The sequence below is a fragment of the Rhizobium sp. BK212 genome, from assembly GCF_014197475.1.
GTDB lineage: Bacteria > Pseudomonadota > Alphaproteobacteria > Rhizobiales > Rhizobiaceae > Rhizobium > Rhizobium anhuiense.
The window spans coordinates 217,285-234,077 of record NZ_JACIFS010000005.1 but is presented as its reverse complement, the minus strand read 5'-3'; the positions used below and the strand labels follow the sequence as shown (position 1 = coordinate 234,077).

At 61.0% G+C, this 16,793-nt stretch carries 15 protein-coding genes; 7 read left to right on the top strand and 8 right to left on the bottom strand.

The window, feature by feature from the left end; genetic code table 11:
• Nucleotides 1-11: 11 nt before the first annotated feature.
• Together FHT79_RS18480 and FHT79_RS18475 are read left to right on the top strand one after the other, a co-directional pair.
• Entirely contained in the window at nt 12-929 is a 918-nt protein-coding gene (locus FHT79_RS18480) for a DMT family transporter (RefSeq protein WP_063473758.1), read from the top strand.
• Nucleotides 930-1,042: 113 nt separating this feature from the next.
• Nucleotides 1,043-1,492 carry a pyridoxamine 5'-phosphate oxidase family protein gene (locus FHT79_RS18475; RefSeq protein ID WP_183903886.1) on the top strand — a complete coding sequence of 150 codons (450 nt, stop codon included), beginning with the start codon at nt 1,043-1,045 and terminating at the stop codon, nt 1,490-1,492.
• A gap of 118 nt (nt 1,493-1,610) precedes the next feature.
• Here FHT79_RS18475 and FHT79_RS18470 read toward each other — a convergent pair whose 3' ends face one another.
• Nucleotides 1,611-2,867, bottom strand: a complete 1,257-nt coding sequence (locus tag FHT79_RS18470; RefSeq protein ID WP_097543761.1) for a DUF763 domain-containing protein — start codon at nt 2,865-2,867, stop codon at nt 1,611-1,613.
• A 118-nt stretch (nt 2,868-2,985) separates the two neighbouring features.
• On the opposite strand from FHT79_RS18470, the gene FHT79_RS18465 reads away from it, so the two are divergent.
• A complete protein-coding gene (locus FHT79_RS18465) occupies nt 2,986-4,482 on the top strand; it encodes a phospholipase D-like domain-containing protein (RefSeq protein ID WP_183903885.1) in 1,497 nt (498 codons plus the stop codon).
• On the opposite strand, the gene FHT79_RS18460 is transcribed toward FHT79_RS18465, so the two are convergent.
• Entirely contained in the window at nt 4,429-5,391 is a 963-nt protein-coding gene (locus tag FHT79_RS18460) for a lysylphosphatidylglycerol synthase domain-containing protein (protein ID WP_183903884.1), read from the bottom strand. The genes FHT79_RS18465 and FHT79_RS18460 overlap by 54 nt on opposite strands.
• Nucleotides 5,392-5,545: 154 nt before the next feature.
• On the opposite strand from FHT79_RS18460, the gene FHT79_RS18455 reads away from it, so the two are divergent.
• Nucleotides 5,546-6,274, top strand: a complete 729-nt coding sequence (locus FHT79_RS18455; protein WP_183903883.1) for an endonuclease/exonuclease/phosphatase family protein — start codon at nt 5,546-5,548, stop codon at nt 6,272-6,274.
• Nucleotides 6,275-6,297: 23 nt separating this feature from the next.
• On the opposite strand, the gene FHT79_RS18450 is transcribed toward FHT79_RS18455, so the two are convergent.
• The gene (locus FHT79_RS18450; protein ID WP_047619195.1) at nt 6,298-6,819 is read right to left on the bottom strand and encodes a hypothetical protein; all 522 of its coding nucleotides are present in this window, start codon (nt 6,817-6,819) and stop codon (nt 6,298-6,300) included.
• Nucleotides 6,820-7,245: 426 nt separating this feature from the next.
• Here FHT79_RS18450 and FHT79_RS18445 point away from each other — a divergent pair, with 426 nt between their 5' ends.
• Nucleotides 7,246-9,753, top strand: coding sequence for a methyl-accepting chemotaxis protein (locus FHT79_RS18445; RefSeq protein WP_183903882.1), 2,508 nt, complete (start codon nt 7,246-7,248; stop codon nt 9,751-9,753).
• A gap of 39 nt (nt 9,754-9,792) precedes the next feature.
• Here FHT79_RS18445 and FHT79_RS18440 read toward each other — a convergent pair whose 3' ends face one another.
• The 3 genes from FHT79_RS18440 to FHT79_RS18430 form a co-directional block, all read right to left on the bottom strand.
• A complete protein-coding gene (locus FHT79_RS18440) occupies nt 9,793-10,929 on the bottom strand; it encodes an FAD-binding oxidoreductase (protein ID WP_047619200.1) in 1,137 nt (378 codons plus the stop codon).
• Nucleotides 10,930-11,025: 96 nt separating this feature from the next.
• A complete protein-coding gene (locus tag FHT79_RS32410) occupies nt 11,026-12,564 on the bottom strand; it encodes an amino acid ABC transporter permease/ATP-binding protein (protein ID WP_183903881.1) in 1,539 nt (512 codons plus the stop codon).
• Between the two features lie 102 nt (nt 12,565-12,666).
• A complete protein-coding gene (locus FHT79_RS18430) occupies nt 12,667-13,494 on the bottom strand; it encodes an ABC transporter substrate-binding protein (RefSeq protein ID WP_183903880.1) in 828 nt (275 codons plus the stop codon).
• Between the two features lie 183 nt (nt 13,495-13,677).
• On the opposite strand from FHT79_RS18430, the gene FHT79_RS18425 reads away from it, so the two are divergent.
• Both FHT79_RS18425 and FHT79_RS18420 read left to right on the top strand, forming a co-directional pair.
• Complete coding sequence (locus FHT79_RS18425; RefSeq protein WP_183903879.1) at nt 13,678-14,748, top strand: LacI family DNA-binding transcriptional regulator; 1,071 nt, start codon at nt 13,678-13,680, stop codon at nt 14,746-14,748.
• 162 nt (nt 14,749-14,910) lie between these two features.
• Complete coding sequence (locus tag FHT79_RS18420) at nt 14,911-16,014, top strand: helix-turn-helix transcriptional regulator (protein ID WP_168332729.1); 1,104 nt, start codon at nt 14,911-14,913, stop codon at nt 16,012-16,014.
• 107 nt (nt 16,015-16,121) lie between these two features.
• Here FHT79_RS18420 and FHT79_RS18415 read toward each other — a convergent pair whose 3' ends face one another.
• Together FHT79_RS18415 and FHT79_RS18410 are read right to left on the bottom strand one after the other, a co-directional pair.
• Nucleotides 16,122-16,382 carry a hypothetical protein gene (locus FHT79_RS18415; RefSeq protein ID WP_183903978.1) on the bottom strand — a complete coding sequence of 87 codons (261 nt, stop codon included), beginning with the start codon at nt 16,380-16,382 and terminating at the stop codon, nt 16,122-16,124.
• Nucleotides 16,383-16,504: 122 nt separating this feature from the next.
• Nucleotides 16,505-16,735, bottom strand: coding sequence for a hypothetical protein (locus FHT79_RS18410; RefSeq protein ID WP_028757534.1), 231 nt, complete (start codon nt 16,733-16,735; stop codon nt 16,505-16,507).
• Between the last annotated feature and the right edge of the window lie 58 nt (nt 16,736-16,793).

The window sequence follows — 16,793 nt, the reverse complement described above, 5'->3', positions numbered from 1 at the left end:
GGATGTCTAAAATGAAGACCGAGACTGCTGTAGCCAATGCCGGAAACCTGATCATAACAGGCGTCGTGCTGATGCTGCTTGGCGATCTGCTTTTTGCGCTGAACGATGCGATGGGCAAGTGGCTGGTTGCGAGCTTTGCCGTCGGCCAGGTGCTGGTGATCCGCTCGGTCGGCGCTTTCATCGTGCTCGGACCAATGATCCTGCGGCAAGGACCGATGGGTTTGTTCCGCGTCGAGCAGAAGGGCCTCCAGTTCATACGCGTTTTCATGGCGACTTGCGATGTCGCGCTGTTTTACGCCGCCGTCGCCTATCTGCCGCTCGCAGACGTCATGACCTTCTATATGGCCGGGCCGATCTACATTGCGGCGCTCTCGCATTTCTTTCTCGGAGAAAAAATCGGCTGGCGGCGTTGGCTGGCCGTTCTGATCGGCTTCGCAGGCGTCGTCATCGCGCTGCGTCCGTCAACCGCAATGCTGTCGCTTCCGTCGCTTTTCGGCCTTGCGGGCAGCCTTGCCTTTGCGCTGTCGCTGGTGATGAGCCGCTATCTGCGCTCGACCAGCGACACGACGCTCGTGACATGGCAGACGGTCGCCGCGCTCATCACCGGCATCGTTTTGAGCATCGGCCATTGGCAGCCGGGGACGATTGTCGACTGGTCCGGCATGCTGCTCCTCGGCATCGTCGCCACCTGCGCGCATCTGCTGATCACCCGCTCGCTGAAGCTCGCACCGGCATCGCTGCTCGCGCCGCTGCAATATACGCTGCTGCTCTGGGCGATCATCCTCGGCTACCTCTTCTTCAATGATGTTCCCGACATGCAGATCATCATCGGCGCCGCAATCATCGTCGTTGCCGGGCTCTTCATCTTCCACCGGAAGAATCTGAAAGAAACGGTTCCGATTGAGGCTGTCCCGCCCGACGGCCATTGACGCTACAGCGCTGCTTATCTTCAGAGGGATAGAGACATAGTCACGTAGACTTTCCACGGAACAATCTGGACGCTTGCACGCTACTCCCGAGCATTCAAACACGGGAGATCACAATGGCGTCCATGACCCTCGAAGACCTATCCTCGCAACTGAAGAAGATCGATTTCTGCATGCTGTCTACGAACGCCGGGTCGGGCCGCATCTCTGCCCGACCGATGAGCAATAACGGCGACGTCGAATATGACGGGGATTCCTGGTTCTTTTCGTATGAAGACAGCAGAAAAATCACCGAGATCGAAGCCATCGACGCCGTCTCGCTGACGTTCACGGCGCCTCCCAGCCTCCTCGGCAAGCCGGGGATTTTCATCGCTGTCGAGGGCTTTGCCTCATTGGTACGGGACAAGGCGACATTCGAAGAACATTGGGTCCCCGATCTCGAGCGGTGGTTTCCTGAAGGAGTGGACACTCCTGGGATCGTTCTCATCAAGGTTTCGGCGTCCTCCATCCGGTACTGGGATGGAGAGGAAAACGGTGAGATCGCCCTGCCTGGCTCCGCGCGTTAAGGAAAGCATGGCCGCCCCTGCGCCCTTGCGTGTTTCGATGATGCACGCGGCCCGTTCTATGATCTAATGGCCCGCCCAGCATGACGTGAGGCTGGCGAGCATTCGTCGGCAGATCACGTCAATGACCGCTCTCATCCACCGGCGGCGGCTCCCAGCCGAACACGCTGCGGCCGCCGAAATCGGCGGAGTGCCGGAATTCGCCGGCGATGATTTCCTTGAGGTCGGGGCCGGTCACATAGCGTTCCATCTGCCTGGATTGGTCGTCCAGGCGCCGCAGCGCCTGCAACTCCTCCTCCCGCCCCAGCTTGCCCTTCTGCACCGCCGATTTCATCACGGCGATGGTCTCGTCATAGACCTTGAGCGGAACCGGAAAGGGATGTCGGTCCTTGCCGCCATGGGCGATCGAGAAGCGCGCCGGATCGGAAAAGCGGCAAGGCGCGCCGTGGACGACTTCCGCCACCATCGCCAGCGCCTTCACCGTGCGGGCGCCGACGCCTGGAACGAGCAGCAGCTCTTCGAAATCCGCCGGTCCGCGATCGGCCGCGGCGGCCAGATTTCCGTGCAGGCGCCGCATATTGACGTCGCTCTCGCGGACGTCGTGATGGGCGGGCATGATCAGGTGCGGCAGCATCGGCTGTTCGGCAGGTTCGGGCGCGGGTTCTTCGGCACGCAGCAGCGCGGCGGCCTCGCGGATGATCCGGTCGGGGCCGAGCGTCGCCAGCAGATCGAGCTGGCCGCGCCGCGAGCGCTCGGCGCGCCTGTCGGCCAGATTGACGATCTCGCCCTGGCTCCTTCCCTCGATTGCCGCATGCGGCGAGTCGACGAAACTCTCCAGCCCTTCCGACAGCCAGTGATAGCGCCGGGCCTGCCGCCTGTCGCCATTCATACCCTGCTGCACCACCACCCAATGGCCGTCATCGGCAACAATGAACCCGTGGAGATAAAGATCGAACCCGTCCTGAAGGGCGGCACTGTCGACCTTGGCGATGAGACGGCTCGTGGTCGCCAGCCCCTCCCCGTCGAGACCGACGCGCTCGCCGATCGAAACGAGTTCCTGCGGGGTCTTGCGTGAATGCGCGCCGCGACCGCCACAGACATGCAGGCCGAGTTCGCCGGCACGCGGCTTCAGCCCGCGCTTCAGCGCCCCGAGAACGCTGGTGGTGATGCCGGAGGAATGCCAGTCCATGCCCATGACGGCACCGAAGGACTGAAACCAGAAGGGATGCGCGAGCCTGCGTAGAAACTCGTCGCGGCCATAGTGATGGACGATCGCCTCGGTGATCAGCGTGCCGAGCCGCGTCATCCGATCGCCGAGCCAATGCGGCACACGTCCCCCGTGAAGGGGAAGATCGGCGCTGCCTGCTCGTTGTGACATCTCGTTTCCTTGCACTTTGTATCGCCCGTCGTTGCCGGCATGTTCGCCTCATCCGGCGCGACAGGGAACCCAAAAATATTCCAGGCGTTTGCTCTCCCAGTGAGAGGCCGAGGCAATCATGACGACATTCGAAACCATCTTCAATGACCCGAACTTGCCCCAGACAAAATCACAACGACCAGGCGACCGCCCAAAACAAGAGGGCGGCGCCTTGCGCTTGGAAGGAAGCGCGGCGAAGGCAGCCTTCCTGATCAACGGCAACAGCTATTTCGCCGAACTGGCGCGCGTGCTGCGGCAGGCGCGGCGCACCGTCTGGATCATCGGATGGGATTTCAATCCCGACATCCGGATGCAACCGGAAAAATCCGACGAAACATTGGCCGATCTGCTGCATGCCCTGGCCGCGGCAAATCCCAAGCTTGAAATACGCATCCTCATCTGGACGCTCGGGCCGATCTATTCGGAGAAATCCCTGCAGGTGCTGCGAAAGAAGAACTTTCCCAGGAATGCACGGATCGATCTGCGCTTCGAGCTTCAGCCGACATTGCGCGGCTGCCACCATCAGAAACTCGTCTGCATCGACGACGCCGTCGCCTTCATCGGCGGCATAGACCTGACGTCGCGGCGATGGGATACCCGGCGCCATCGCGCCGAGGAGAAACTGCGGCGCGACCCGAAGGGCGTTTCCTACGATCCGCTGCACGACGTTCAGGCAATGGTCACCGGCGATGCCGCCAGGCTGATCGGCGACATCGCCAGGCAGCGCTGGGAAAATGCCACCGACGAGATCCACCTGCCGTTGGCCGAAAATATCCGCTTCGCCTGGCCGGACGATCTCGCCATTTCCATGAGGGAGGTTGCGGTCAGCTTCGCGCTGACGGAGCCTTCGACCGCACTTCGCCCCGGCATTAGCGACGGCATCGCCATGACATTGGACGTCATCGCCCGCGCGCGGCGGCACCTCTACATCGAGGCGCAATATCTCGCCTCCTTCCGCGTTGCCGACGCCATTGCCGCGCGGCTGCAGGAGGAAGACGGGCCTGAGGTCGTCATCATCTGTACGCGAAGTTCTCACGGACTGATCGAAAAGTTCGTCATGGGCGGCAATCGCGACCGCGTCATCCGCCGCCTCAAACGCGCCGATCGCGCCGGTCGTTTGCGTGTCTATTACGCGGTCACGCCGGGAGAGGACGGCGAGGTGGAGGTGCTCGTCCATTCCAAACTGATAATCGCCGATGACGAACTGGTCCGCATCGGCTCCTCCAACCTCAACAATCGCTCGGAAGGGCTGGATTGCGAATGCGACATGCTGTTCGAGGCTGGCAATGACGAGCACCGCGGCGCAATCGCGGATTTGCGCAATCGCCTGCTTTCGGAATATCTCGGAACCAAACCCGAAAGCTTTGCCGCAGCCTTTGCGCAAAGCGGCTCGGTCATCGCTGCTGTCGATGCGCTCAATGACGGGCCTCGGGGCTTGCGGGAATTCACCGTTGCGCTGTCGGGCAGCATTTCACCGATTACAGGCACAGGGCTCTTCGACCCGGTTCGAGCCTTCGCACCCTTAGACCGCCTGGGCCTCGGCGCGCTCGTCCGCCTCCTCATCCGGCCGGCGTGATCTCCGCCGGAAGATCATCTCGCTGATGACGAGAAGCGTGGATCCGAGCGCCAGCGGGATGAAGAAATAGGCGCAGCGGAACGCAATCAGCGCGCCGATCGAGGCCTCCTTCGGCACGGCATAGGAAACGGTCGCCTCGAGCACACCGAGGCCGCCCGGAACATGTGTTGCGAGAATTGCCGAATTGGCGAGCACGTAAGCCGTCGCCGACCGGAAAAAGGCGACGTCGCCAAAGGCCGAGAGCATCTGGTGCAGACAGGCGGAGACGAGCATGAAGTTGAGCGTCCCGACCCCGACCTGCGCGACCGCGATCGAAAATCGCGGCAGCTGAAACGACCAGCGCCACAGCCGCAACGTGCCGCGGATGAAGAACGCCAGGCCCGTATAGACAATCGGCACGACCAGCGCCACCGCGCCGAAGATGCGCACACTTCCCGGATCAATGCGCAGCAGGCGCCCGGCATCACCGGGATTGACGATCATGGCGAGACCGCCAAGCGTGATCAGCCCCAACCCCACCGTGACGCCACAAAACAGGATGACCTTCGCCACGTCCTCCGCCGTCAGCCCCCAGCGAGAATAGAAACGATAGCGGAAGGCGCCGCTGCTCAGGCCGGCAAAGCCGATATTGTGGCCGAGCGACAGGCTGATGAATGAAGTCAGCGCTATCCTGGAATAGGGCAAGGATTTGCCGAGCGAACGGATCGCCAGCAGATCGAAACAGCTGAGGCACAGATAGGATGCCGCCGCAAACAGAAGGGCTGTGCAGAAGGTCGAAAAAGGAATGCTGCGAACCGACTGGACGATCTGCTCGAGACTATACTGTTGGAAGATCCGATAGAGGAGAAAGACCGCAAGGCAAAGCGCGGCCACGAGCAGTCCATTCCAGATTACGCTTTTCAGGCTCATCGATTGTCCGTTTCCGAGATGCGAGCGCGACGGCTCGATGATCTGGAACGATCAAACGAGTTCTGTGTTCCCAAGGAGAACACGTTCTATGTTCTCCCTGGGGAGGAACGAGTTCCGTGTTCTCCCGGAGGGAACAAGCTTTTCAGCGGGGCCAATGCCGGATAAATCGATCAAACTTCTGACCTATAACGTGCACAGCTGTATCGGCAGCGACCGGAAGCTCGATCCCGGCCGCATCGCTTCCGTCATCGCCGAGGCCGGGGCCGATATCGTCGCGCTTCAGGAGGTCGATGTCCTCAAGCGCAGGACCGGCGGCGTCGACCAGGCCCATATGATTGCCTCGCTGCTGAAGATGCAGGCGCATTTCCATCCGGCGCTGTCGGTTGCCGAGGAGCAATATGGCGACGCGATCATCACCGCGCTGCCGACAGGCGCGGTCAAGGCCGGCCCGCTGCCATCCATCGGCGAACAGCGCGGAGCGCTGTCCGTCGAAATACTGGTCGGCGACCGAAAACTGCTGGTCGTCAACACCCATCTCGGCCTTCGCGGCCGCGAGCGTATCCGGCAGATGACGACACTGCTGAATTCCGGCTGGCTGCGCGGCACGGCGGACGAAGCGCTTCCCAGCATTCTTTGCGGCGATTTCAACGCCATTCCGTCGTCGGCGACTTACCGACTTGCCGCGCGCTCATTAAAGGACGCCCAGTTCGCAGGCAGCAACACGCCGAGAGCGACCTTTCCATCCCGCTACCCGCTGATGCGCCTCGACCACATCTTCGTCACCGAGGATCTGATCGTCAAACAGGCGGCGGTCCTGGAAAACCGGCTGACAAGAGTCGCCTCCGACCACCTGCCTCTGCTAGCGGAAATCGGTTTCGCGTGATCAGTCGTCGACGCTGACAGACGTCACCTGGCGAACTTCCGGTTCATCGCCGCCGCCACCAACGGCACCGCCGTGGTCGCCACGGCTCCCAGAGGCAGCCGCCGGATGCCCCGCGTAACGACGAATGCTGCCGCCATCGCGCCTGCCAGCTTGAGCCAGGGCTGATTGCCGAGCTGTGCATGGGCGCTTGCATCGGCCCAACGGACATTCTCCGCAACGACGGTCGCAGCCTGATGCTGGATCACGTGAAGGCGAGCGCGGAGGTTTTCGATCTCTTCTCTCAGTTCTCTCAAGCGACCTTCCAGGGCATGACCATCGGAGACGTCACCATCAGAGACCAGGAGAGGTTCCTCGACGAGGTCGTCAACCGGAACATGACCACCGAGTGTTGCAATATACGCCCGATAGTCGGCCTCGCTCGCGAAACCCTCACGTCTGATGAGATCGGGATTGATGGTGGCTTCTTCGAAAGTCGCCGGTGCAGTGCCGGCACCGCCGGGCATACCCCTATTTGTGCCGATCTCTCCGCGTTCGTCCTTCAACATGATGCGTCTCCAGTTGTTTCCTGGCGATAGAACGCCTGACGGCTCAGAAGGATGCATCGGCCGCCGCTTCCCAGGCTGGACAAAATGCTGGTTTCGGCGAATATTGAAACGAATATTTCACGAGTCGTGCAGTATGAAATATCTATTCCACTGATGCGTCATGCGTCCGGTAGGGATTATGTGCAGAACCGGTTCGAGGGGATCGGCATCTTCACCCGAGATTGATTGTTCTTCTTCAGGCATTTCCTTCCGACGGATCCAGGAATTTCGGAAGGTCAAGAGGAAGGGGCGAACGGCCGCTGGTTGCGAGCAAACCTGTGCGGCGACCGCCTCAAGCGGAAGAGGATTTTCACTCGACGGGAGGCGAACTGCAACAGCCCCTGCGCCCGGCGCCGTAACGAGACGCTGTGAGCCGAGGAGGGACTCATGTTGGGAAGGCTATTGTCACGCGTTCGAATCCAGACGCAGGTGATGGTGTTCATCATTCCGTTCGTCTTGAGCATCATGGCCGTGGGCGCGACAGGTTTTTATGCGTCGAGCCTGCTCCAGGGGCGGATGGATATTTCCAATTCCGTCCTGCAGTCCTTGAGCGGCTTTCGGGATTTGTCGGCCGCGATGGGCGAGTTCCTCGCTAATGCCACGCAAGAAAACCGGGATGTCGTCACCCGAAAACTTGCCGATCAACGCAGCCTTCTGAAAGCCGGCATCGATAAGCTCGCCGCCGATCGCAGCGGTCAGCAGGAGCTCGAGCAGGCGCAATCCTCCATCGACGGAATTTCAACCCGCATGGATTCGCTCTGGCGACTTCAGGAGAACCGGGCGGCGCTGCTCATCGATCTTCAGAAGGCATTGAGCGTCGTCGTGTCGTCCCAGACGGATATCGTCGAAGGTACCAAGGTTCTTCAGCGGGCCGCCGACAGCCAGGAGGACGAAGCACGCAACATGCTGGGCGACGCGCAGCGTATTTCCGATTTCCTATCCTTCGCCCAGGCGTTTAACGACAAGGTTCAAGCCGCCGCCGGTATCGGCGGGCCTGACATGGAAGAACTCGGCCGGCAGCAGCGGGTCCTGGCGATGGCGCTGGCCGGCGAAGCGCCGGAGGCCAAAAAGGCGATCGACGACGCCATTGTTTCCTTGAAGCCGCTTGTCGAGGCCACCGGTCAAACCGAGGAACGCGCAGCCGGCCTCAGCAATGCGATGGGCCAGATCATCGGCAGACTGCCTGAATTGCAGGCGGCAGCCGCACGGCGGGTGAAGGCGGCAACGGAAAAGGCGGCCGAGATTGCCAAGCCGGTCGAGCGCGCCAAGACCAGCCAGAGAGACGGCCAGAAACTGATCACGTCGGCTTATGTGATTCAGATCGTCGTGGCCAAACTGACGCTCGCGCCGACGGACGCCAATCTTCAGAGACTCTCGCAGGAAATTACCGCTGTCAGGAAAGGCCTGGACATGCTGATTTCCAACGCCGGCAGCGTTGCGCAGTTCGACAAACTCAAATCGAAGCTTCTGCCCGCGCTGGACAAGATGCAGGAGGCTGCCGCCGACCTCGTCCACATCAGCGCACAGCGCCAGGAGGAATTCCGTTCGGCCGCCGCCGACGTGGACGGGATGTGGTCTCAACTGACGGCTTTCGCCGAAATGCAGCGGCAGAACGCGGCCGACGAACGCACGGACGCCAACTCGATGTCTCTCGGCACGACGATCCTCGGCGTGGTGATCGCGATCCTCGCAGGCGTCGGGCTGACCGTGACGCTCAAGGGCCCGATCAATCAGATCACCTCGGCCATGAGGCGCCTGGCGGATGGCAAGCTCGAAACATCAATCGTTGGCGAGCGCCGGGCCGATGAAATCGGCGATATGGCCCGCGCGCTCGGCGTATTCAAGAACAATGCCATCGCCAAGGTCGAGATCGAGGAGCGCAGCGAGATCGAGCGATCGAAGGCCGAAGAGGAAAGGCATCGCAACGATGAGGAAAAACGCGCGGTCGAAGAGCAGATAGACTTCGCGGTGACGGCACTGGCACAGGGTCTCGGTCGACTGGCGCAGGGCGACATTTCGCAGACGATCGCGACACCCTTTTTCGGACGGTTGGAGCAGCTTCGCAACGATTTCAACGCGTCGCTGCTGCGGCTGCAGGAAACGATCGACCAGATCCGCACGAACACCCGGATGATCGAAGGCAATGCCGGGCAAATGGATCTCGCCGCGGGCGATCTAGCAAGGCGCACGGAACAACAGGCCGTCGCACTCGAGGAGATTGCAGCAGCCATCGAAGAAATCACCACGACGGTTCGTTCGTCTGCAGCCTGCGCCGATGACGCCCATCAGATCATCACCGACACCAAACAGGCGGCCGATTCGTCATCCCAGGTCGTCGCCAGTGCTATCGATGCGATGAGCAAGATCGAAGCGGCGTCCGACGAGATCGTTCAAATCATCGGCGTCATCGACGAAATCGCGTTTCAGACGAACCTGCTTGCGCTCAACGCCGGCATCGAAGCGGCCCGCGCCGGCGAGGCCGGAAAGGGCTTTGCGGTCGTGGCCCAGGAAGTGCGCGAGCTCGCCCAGCGCTCCGCGGAGGCCGGCCAAAGGATCAAACAGCTCATCGGACGTTCGCAGACGGAGATTGCCAATGGAGCGCGTGTCGTGCGCGAAACGAGCGAAGTCCTCGAAAGCATTTCGGCGAAAGTGGTCACAGCCTCCGAGCAGATGGACGTGATCGCCCGCTCGAGCAGAGAGCAGTATAACGCCCTTCATGAAGTGAATTCTTCCGTCAACCGGATGGACCAGATGACGCAGCAGAATGCGGCCATGGTCGAGGAAACCAGCGCGGCGACGAAGGAACTTGCCGACGAGACGAGGATACTCCTCCAATTGATTGATCAGTTCCAATTGGCGGAAACGGACGCGCTTCGTCGAACCGCTGCGGCATAGAACCGTACCCCCCGGCCAGCGGCTCGAGCTTCGCGACCTTCACTGTCGCGATGCGCTGAAACGCTCCGGCCGAAACTCCGCCAGCAGCGGATGGCGGCGTCCAGTGACGATTTCGTCCGCCAGCAATTCGCCGGCAATCAGGCCGAGGGTGGCGCCGCTATGGCTGAAGGCAACGAAATAACCAGGGATTGACGACAGCTCGCCGAAGACCGGCTCGCCATCGCCCGGGATGGGCTTCGGCCCGACCCCATAATCTTCGATCTCCAGTCGCGGATTGCCTTCGAGAACCCTTGATGCCTCGCGCAGCAGCCCGTCCAGCGTCGATTGCCTGACTTCGTAGCTGCCGTCAGGCTTCACGCTCACCTCTTCCTCGGACCAGGCGGAATCGAGCGCAAAGCCGCCGCTGGGCATCGGCCGGATGGCAATGCGGGGAGTATTGAGTACGGCCTTCAGCGGGTGGCGGATCGGTTTGGTCCTGACGAGAAGGGCGACAGGCGTTGCATCCTCGATATGCTGGCCGGCCTCGGCCACGATTGCGGGAACATCGCCGCCCGCAGCAAGCAGTACGGCATCCGCATCGCGGCGCATGCCGTCGGCCGTGATCACGCCGCAGGCCCGCCCGCCTTCGACATCGACCGTCGCGCGCCCGGCATCGGTAATGATCTCACCGCCCAGCGAGCGGAACTCTTCCGCGAGTGTGGCGATCAAGGACGGAAGATCGATCCAGCCCTCCCCGGGGTTGAAGATCGCGCCTTGCGGCGTCACGGCGCTTGCGTCGACACCTGGCGTCGTCCCGGCAATTCCTTCCCGGTCGAGCCATTGCGCGTGATAGCCGCGATCGCGCTCATAGTCGAAGATCTCGGCGATCTCGTTGCCGGCATCGTCCGCATCCCATGTCAGGCCGCCGTCGAAACGCAGCCACGGCGCATTGGGATATCGGGCGGCCAGGGTGCGATAGCGGTCTATGCCGGCCAAACGCAGCCGGTGATAGGCATCGGAGCGTTTACGCGCCGAGTTGAGCCAGGCAAGCGAACGGCCTGAGGCACCGTTGGCAAGCGGGCCGTCATTGACGAGCACGGTGCGGACCCCGAGCCGCGCCAGATGAACGGCCGTCGAGACGCCAAAGATCCCGCCGCCGATGACGATGACCTTCACGGGTTTGGTGGAAGCATTCATGTCGATAACCTTGTTTCCTGCTCTTTCTACATCGGGTGAAAAATCCGGTGCGTCCGGCGTGCGGAAGACCGGCGCCCATGCCTTGCCTCGGGCGCTTTAGAGGACCTCGGCAAGGAAGCGCTTCAAGCGCTCACTTTGGGGATTGTCGAATATCTGCTCCGGGCAGCCGGCTTCGACGATGCGGCCTTCATCCATGAAGACGACCTGGTCAGCCACCCTGCGGGCAAATCCCATCTCGTGCGTCACCACGGCCATCGTCATGCCCTGGCGGCCGAGAGCGGCCATCAGGTCGAGAACGCCCTTCACCAGTTCGGGATCGAGCGCACTGGTTACTTCGTCGAACAGGATGAGTTCGGGATCCATGGCAAGCGCACGCGCGATGGCGACGCGCTGCTGCTGCCCGCCCGATAGACCTGCCGGGCGATGATCCTTGCGCTCTGCGAGACCGACCTCGGCCAAACGCGCCTCGGCGATACGTCGCGCCTCCTGTCTCGGCATCTTTTTGATCTTCGTCAGCGAAAGCATGACGTTTTCAAACGCCGTGTGATCGGGAAACAGGTTGAAGTGCTGGAACACCATGCCGACACGCCGGCGCAGCCTCTCCGGCTTCATCGCCAGGATGCTTTCGCCATCGAGCAGGATGTCACCGCCTTTCGGTTCGACAAGCCTGTTCATGCAGCGCAACAGCGTCGATTTTCCCGAGCCGGAGGGGCCGATGATGCAGGTGACAGTCCCGGCGGCAATGTCGAGATCGACCCCCTTCAGGACGTCGAGATGGCCATAGGCCATGGTCAGGTCCCGGATATTGAGGGCCCCACCCTTGAAGCGCGGTTCCATCTCCTCGACAGATTTGGCCGCGGACTGCGGACCGGCAGCGGCCTGCAACTCGCGCACCTCGAGCAGCCCACTTGCCGTGCCGGGGCCGTGGCCTTGTTTTCCCAGGCGCAGTCGCGCATCGATATAATTGACGAAGTGGGTCAGCGGCACGGTGATGACAAGGTAGAAAACACCCGCTAGCAGCAGCGGCGACAGATTGCCTGTGACCACCGCCTGATCCTGCCCGACACGGAAGATCTCCCGCTCGGAGGCGAGCAATCCGAGGAAATAGACAAGGCTGGAATCCTTGACGTTTCCGATGAACTGGTTGACCAGCGCCGGCAGAACGCGCCTGATGCCCTGCGGGATGACGATCAGGCGCATGCCCTGCCCGTAGCTCATGCTGAGCGCCCGACAGGCTTCCATCTGACCGCGCTCGACGCTTTGGATCCCCGACCGGAAGATTTCGCCGATATAAGCACCGGCGATCAGGCTGAGCGCCAGGATGCCGAGCGGAAATGGCGACGGACCGAAGATCTCCCGGCCGATCCGGGCAAAACCCTGACCGATGATCAGGATCGTGACGATCGCCGGCAGCCCGCGGAAAACATCGGTATAGAGGCGTGCCGGCAGCCGGAGCCAGCGGGACTGCGAGATGCCCATCACGGCAAGAACCATGCCGATGACGACGCCGAGCACGGTCGAGGCGGCGGCCAGGATCAATGTGTTTTTCAGGCCGACGCTGATCATGCTCGGCAGCACTTCCGCCATGGCATCCCAGTCGAGGAAGCTGCGGCGCAGATTTTCAAGCCAGTTCATCGAGATCCCCATTGGAGCCCTTGCCGGGCACGCTGCCGCTCGCAGGCTGCGATCGGCAGCGCCGTTTGTCAGCCGTCCGCTCTGAACGGCCGGCCTGCGGCCTTACTTCTTGGGAAGATACTGGTCCGGCATGGGCGAGCCGGGAAACCACTTCTCATAAAGGGACTTCCAGGTGCCATCCTGCATCGCGTCGTGAAGCGCGCCGTTCAGCGCGGTCCGGAAGGCATCATTTCCCTTCTTGACCACGAAGCCTGCCGGCGCATCGAAGGACGGAATGTTTACCGCAACCTTCAGCGCGGGATAGCGCTCGCCATATTGCTTGGCGGCCTCGTAGTCGAGAAAGTGCGCATCGATCGTTCCGTTGTTGAGGGCGGCCACGGCGGAATTGTTGTCGGGGAATTTCACCAGATCGGTCTCACCGAAATTCTTGGCCGCATAGACTTCCTGCAAGGTCCCCTGCACGACGCCGAGACGCTTGCCCTTGAGGCCACTGGCATCCTTGATGCCGGCATCCGCAGTCAAGACAGAGAGATAACCGGCAAGATAGCCGTCGGAAAAGTCGACCGTCTTCTTGCGGGCTTCGGTGGTTCCGATCGCCGCAACGGCAACATCGAACCGTTCGTTAGCGACCGACGGCAGAAGGGCTGAAAATTCCTGGCCCGTGAACGTCACCTTGTCCTTTGGAAAACCGAGGCGGGAGACGACGTTGAGAAACAGCTCGATATCGAAACCCGTGAACTGGCCGTCCGCCGTTGCAAACGTATAGGGCTTGGAATCGCCCATCGTGCCAACGCTGATCACCCCGGGCTCGATTAGCTTATAGGGATTGTCAGCCGCCACCGCGGATCCTGCACCCACTGCAAGAAGGCATGTCAAAAGGCCGGCCCGCAATGGGGCGAGGGTGGCCGCAAATGATTCAAAAGGCTTCATGTTCGTTCTCCGCTCTGAAAGGAATGCTCTTGTCGGCATTGTCGCGTCGCCCTGCCCCCGTCGCATAGTGCGGCAGAGTCTTCTGGACAGGATACCGGTCTCCTGTATAAAGAGACCGGTCTCACAACATATTTGATATCCGTCAATTGACCGTCCGTCAACAACTCTTGTAGTCCTCGGCTCATGGAAGATTCCGCTCATTCGAAACGTTCAGTCACGGTCGCCGATGTCGCGAAGGCCGCAAAGGTCTCGAAGGCGACGGCGGCCCGCGTGCTCGGCGGCTACGGCGTGGTCAGCGCCAAGATCACGGATCAGGTCATGGCGGCGGCAGTCGCGCTCGAATACCGCCCGAACGAGCTCGCCCGGAGCATGAGCACCGGAAGATCCGGCATCATCGGGGTCGTGGTCGGCGATATCGAGAACGCTTTCTTCAGCCTGGCGGTGCGCGGCATCAGCGATGCTGCACGGCTTGCGGGCTTCAACGTCATCATCGCGAATTCAGGCGAACAGCTGGATGCGGAAAAATCGGCCGTCGACCTTCTGATCGGCAAACGCGTCGATGGCCTGATCGTCACGCCCGCTCGCTGCGACAACATCGATCACCTCCGAGATATCCGCCGCGCCGGCGTGCCGCTGGTCCTGTTCGACCGGGCCATTCCGGAACTCGATGTCGACGCCGTGACCGGGGACGACCGGGATGCGGCAGTCACCGCGACCCGGTATCTGATCGGGCAAGGGCATCGCCGCCTCGCCTACGTCTCCGCCATGGATGCCGAAGGCGGCGGACTCACCGATGTCGGGCGAATATCGAATTCCGCCGTGCGCGAACGCGTGGAAGGCTTCGTGAGCGTCCTGACCGAGGCGGGCCTGCCGAACCCTCTTCATTATGTCAGGCTTGGCGCCACCGACCAGCAACAGACGGACGGCGTGATCAAACGCCTGGTCTCGGAGGGATCCCCGCCGACTGCACTCTTGGCATCCGACAGCCTCGTCGGCTTGCGCATCTTCAAGTCGCTGCAGTCGCTCGGCCTGTCAATCCCGAGCGACGTGTCGATGATCTGCTTCCTGGATGCCGACTGGACCAGCGTCACCGTTCCACCGATCACCATCATCGACCAGCGCGTCTACGAGATGGGCAAGCTCGCGAGCGAACGTCTGGTCGCCCGCATCGAACGCACGCCTCTTGCCGTCGAACGTCTGCGCGTCAGTACGCGCCTTGTCGTACGCGGCTCCGTCGCGACGATCGGCCGGTGAGACCGCAGATCCAGGCGGAATCAATCGGTCGCACAGCAGCATTGTGATCGGCCGTGTGTATCGATGGCCACCGATTTGTTATTGCATATAGTTCCTGTTGTCTTTGCCTGGCCTACGTTATTTAATACTGAAAATACTCGTCATGGGATTTTCAGAAAGATCATGCTCCAGTCAAATGAGGTTTCATCTGAGCTGATAGATTTGATCTATGGAAGTCTCTTCGGTGAGTGCAACTGGCAGGATTTTCTGGATCGAGTTGCGCAAACTTCGCCCAATGGAAAAGCTGCACTCCATTACCACGATCTGGCCTCGCCTATTGCCCATGTTCCTTACGTATCGGGCTTCTCGAGGACCGAGGTCGACCAGTTCAGCAGCCACTTTGCCTCGGTGAACCCTTGGATTCCGAGATTGAGCGTCGTGCCCGTCGGCCAGGGGGTCTGTGGAGACGAAATCTTTCCACGCAAAGACTTGCTCAAATCGGAATTCTACAACGATTGGCTGAAGGGGCAGGCCGGCTGCGAGACGAGCATCGGTGTCTCCATCATCCGGGAGGAAACCCGCACCTTCGTTCTGTCGACCTGCACGTCGTCGGCAGACCCCGATTTCAACAAAGCGGCAGCCGGGCGCTACACGATCCTCGCGCCGCATTTGAAAAGGGCTTTCGACTTCATTCGGAAGCGCGATCTGCTGGCGCCGGAAAAACAGGCAACGCAAACCTTGCTTGATAGTATCGGCGCCGGACTGATCTACGTTTCCGAGCAAGGGCGAGCACGCCAATGGAATAAGAGTGCGGAAGCCTTCGTGGAAGCTGGCTTCCCTGTGCATATCGCGCCGGATGGCAGGCTCGCACTTCAATGCGAGACATCAGCTGCCGTTCTCGATTTCCTGACGTCCAGAAAGGGTGTGCAAACAAAGCCGCATACGGCAATTGTAAAGGGTAAGAACAAGGCCAATTACCGCATCACCCTCGTCCGACTGCAGTCCGATGCATTCACCGAATTCCTGGAGGGGCCGACCGTGGCCGTGATCATCGAGCCGATGATGACGACACCATTCAGTGAGCGGCGAGACTTCCTGATGGAAACATACAAACTGACTGCGACGGAAATGCGGATCGCATCCAGCATTGCCTCAGGCCGTTCTCCAAAGGAAGTGGCTGTAGCCGATCACATCAGCTACGAGACTGTCCGGACTCACCTCAGAAACATTTATTCCAAGCTCGGGGTCAATTCCCAGGTTGGTTTGGTGGCCCTGCTCATGCGCTGAGCAGCATCGACGCGGCGGTCAGTTCGAGCAGAAAACCAACCCGTTTAGATCTTTGTCTTGATGCATGCCGTTGCCCAAAACCGCTGCACGCTTTTGGGCGACATGCATCAATCGTAGAGCTCACCACGACCGATCTGTGCCCTGGCGGGTTCGTCGCTGATGGCGGGATCGTCGGCCGGATCTGGATCTCTCTTGTTGGCGTCGCTCAGAAACTGCACAGCCTTCAGGAGCGCTGAGGTTATCTCTTCGGTGCCCCATCCGGCTTCATTGGCGGCTGCAATAAGCCTTTCCAAAGCCTCGCGCGCGGCGGCGGTCGCCTCTTCGAAGCGCTGCGCGGGAGCTTCGGCCTTCGGTGGTGGAAAGGTCATCGGCATTCCCTCCATGGATTGGCTGTTGGAGATGAACGCAGCCCGCGGGAAATGGATGCATAACCACGCTGATTTAACCAGCGAACACCCGCGGCGCGACAAGGGCCGACGACCCCTCTGCGTCAGATCACCGTCTGCAACAGAAACGGAGAGCGCTCCAATGGCTGCTGGGCGAGGATCCGCAGCATGGCGGGACCTTGTATGCCTGACGTCGTGCACGAGCGACCGTCGTGATAGACCACCGTCATCACGCGGCTGAGACTATTGTACCTGATCTCTGCGATCGTGCGCGTGTGAACCGGAAAGATAAATTCGTGGGGCTGTGATTTTCGCCCCGAAGTCTTCAAGGTCATTGCGACGCCCCCGCGAAACAATAGCATTTTGGCCCGACCGTGCCTTAACCCGAGCCTA

Excerpts from the sequence above, each read along its gene's own strand:
- FHT79_RS18480 (WP_063473758.1), top strand. The coding sequence starts at position 12 with ATGAAGACCGAGACTGCTGTAGCCAATGCCGGAAACCTGATCATAACA.
- FHT79_RS18475 (WP_183903886.1), top strand. The coding sequence starts at position 1,043 with ATGGCGTCCATGACCCTCGAAGACCTATCCTCGCAACTGAAGAAGATC.
- FHT79_RS18470 (WP_097543761.1), bottom strand. The coding sequence starts at position 2,867 with ATGTCACAACGAGCAGGCAGCGCCGATCTTCCCCTTCACGGGGGACGT.
- FHT79_RS18465 (WP_183903885.1), top strand. The coding sequence starts at position 2,986 with ATGACGACATTCGAAACCATCTTCAATGACCCGAACTTGCCCCAGACA.
- FHT79_RS18460 (WP_183903884.1), bottom strand. The coding sequence starts at position 5,391 with ATGAGCCTGAAAAGCGTAATCTGGAATGGACTGCTCGTGGCCGCGCTT.
- FHT79_RS18455 (WP_183903883.1), top strand. The coding sequence starts at position 5,546 with ATGCCGGATAAATCGATCAAACTTCTGACCTATAACGTGCACAGCTGT.
- FHT79_RS18450 (WP_047619195.1), bottom strand. The coding sequence starts at position 6,819 with ATGTTGAAGGACGAACGCGGAGAGATCGGCACAAATAGGGGTATGCCC.
- FHT79_RS18445 (WP_183903882.1), top strand. The coding sequence starts at position 7,246 with ATGTTGGGAAGGCTATTGTCACGCGTTCGAATCCAGACGCAGGTGATG.
- FHT79_RS18440 (WP_047619200.1), bottom strand. The coding sequence starts at position 10,929 with ATGAATGCTTCCACCAAACCCGTGAAGGTCATCGTCATCGGCGGCGGG.
- FHT79_RS32410 (WP_183903881.1), bottom strand. The coding sequence starts at position 12,564 with ATGAACTGGCTTGAAAATCTGCGCCGCAGCTTCCTCGACTGGGATGCC.
- FHT79_RS18430 (WP_183903880.1), bottom strand. The coding sequence starts at position 13,494 with ATGAAGCCTTTTGAATCATTTGCGGCCACCCTCGCCCCATTGCGGGCC.
- FHT79_RS18425 (WP_183903879.1), top strand. The coding sequence starts at position 13,678 with ATGGAAGATTCCGCTCATTCGAAACGTTCAGTCACGGTCGCCGATGTC.
- FHT79_RS18420 (WP_168332729.1), top strand. The coding sequence starts at position 14,911 with ATGCTCCAGTCAAATGAGGTTTCATCTGAGCTGATAGATTTGATCTAT.
- FHT79_RS18415 (WP_183903978.1), bottom strand. The coding sequence starts at position 16,382 with ATGACCTTTCCACCACCGAAGGCCGAAGCTCCCGCGCAGCGCTTCGAA.
- FHT79_RS18410 (WP_028757534.1), bottom strand. The coding sequence starts at position 16,735 with ATGACCTTGAAGACTTCGGGGCGAAAATCACAGCCCCACGAATTTATC.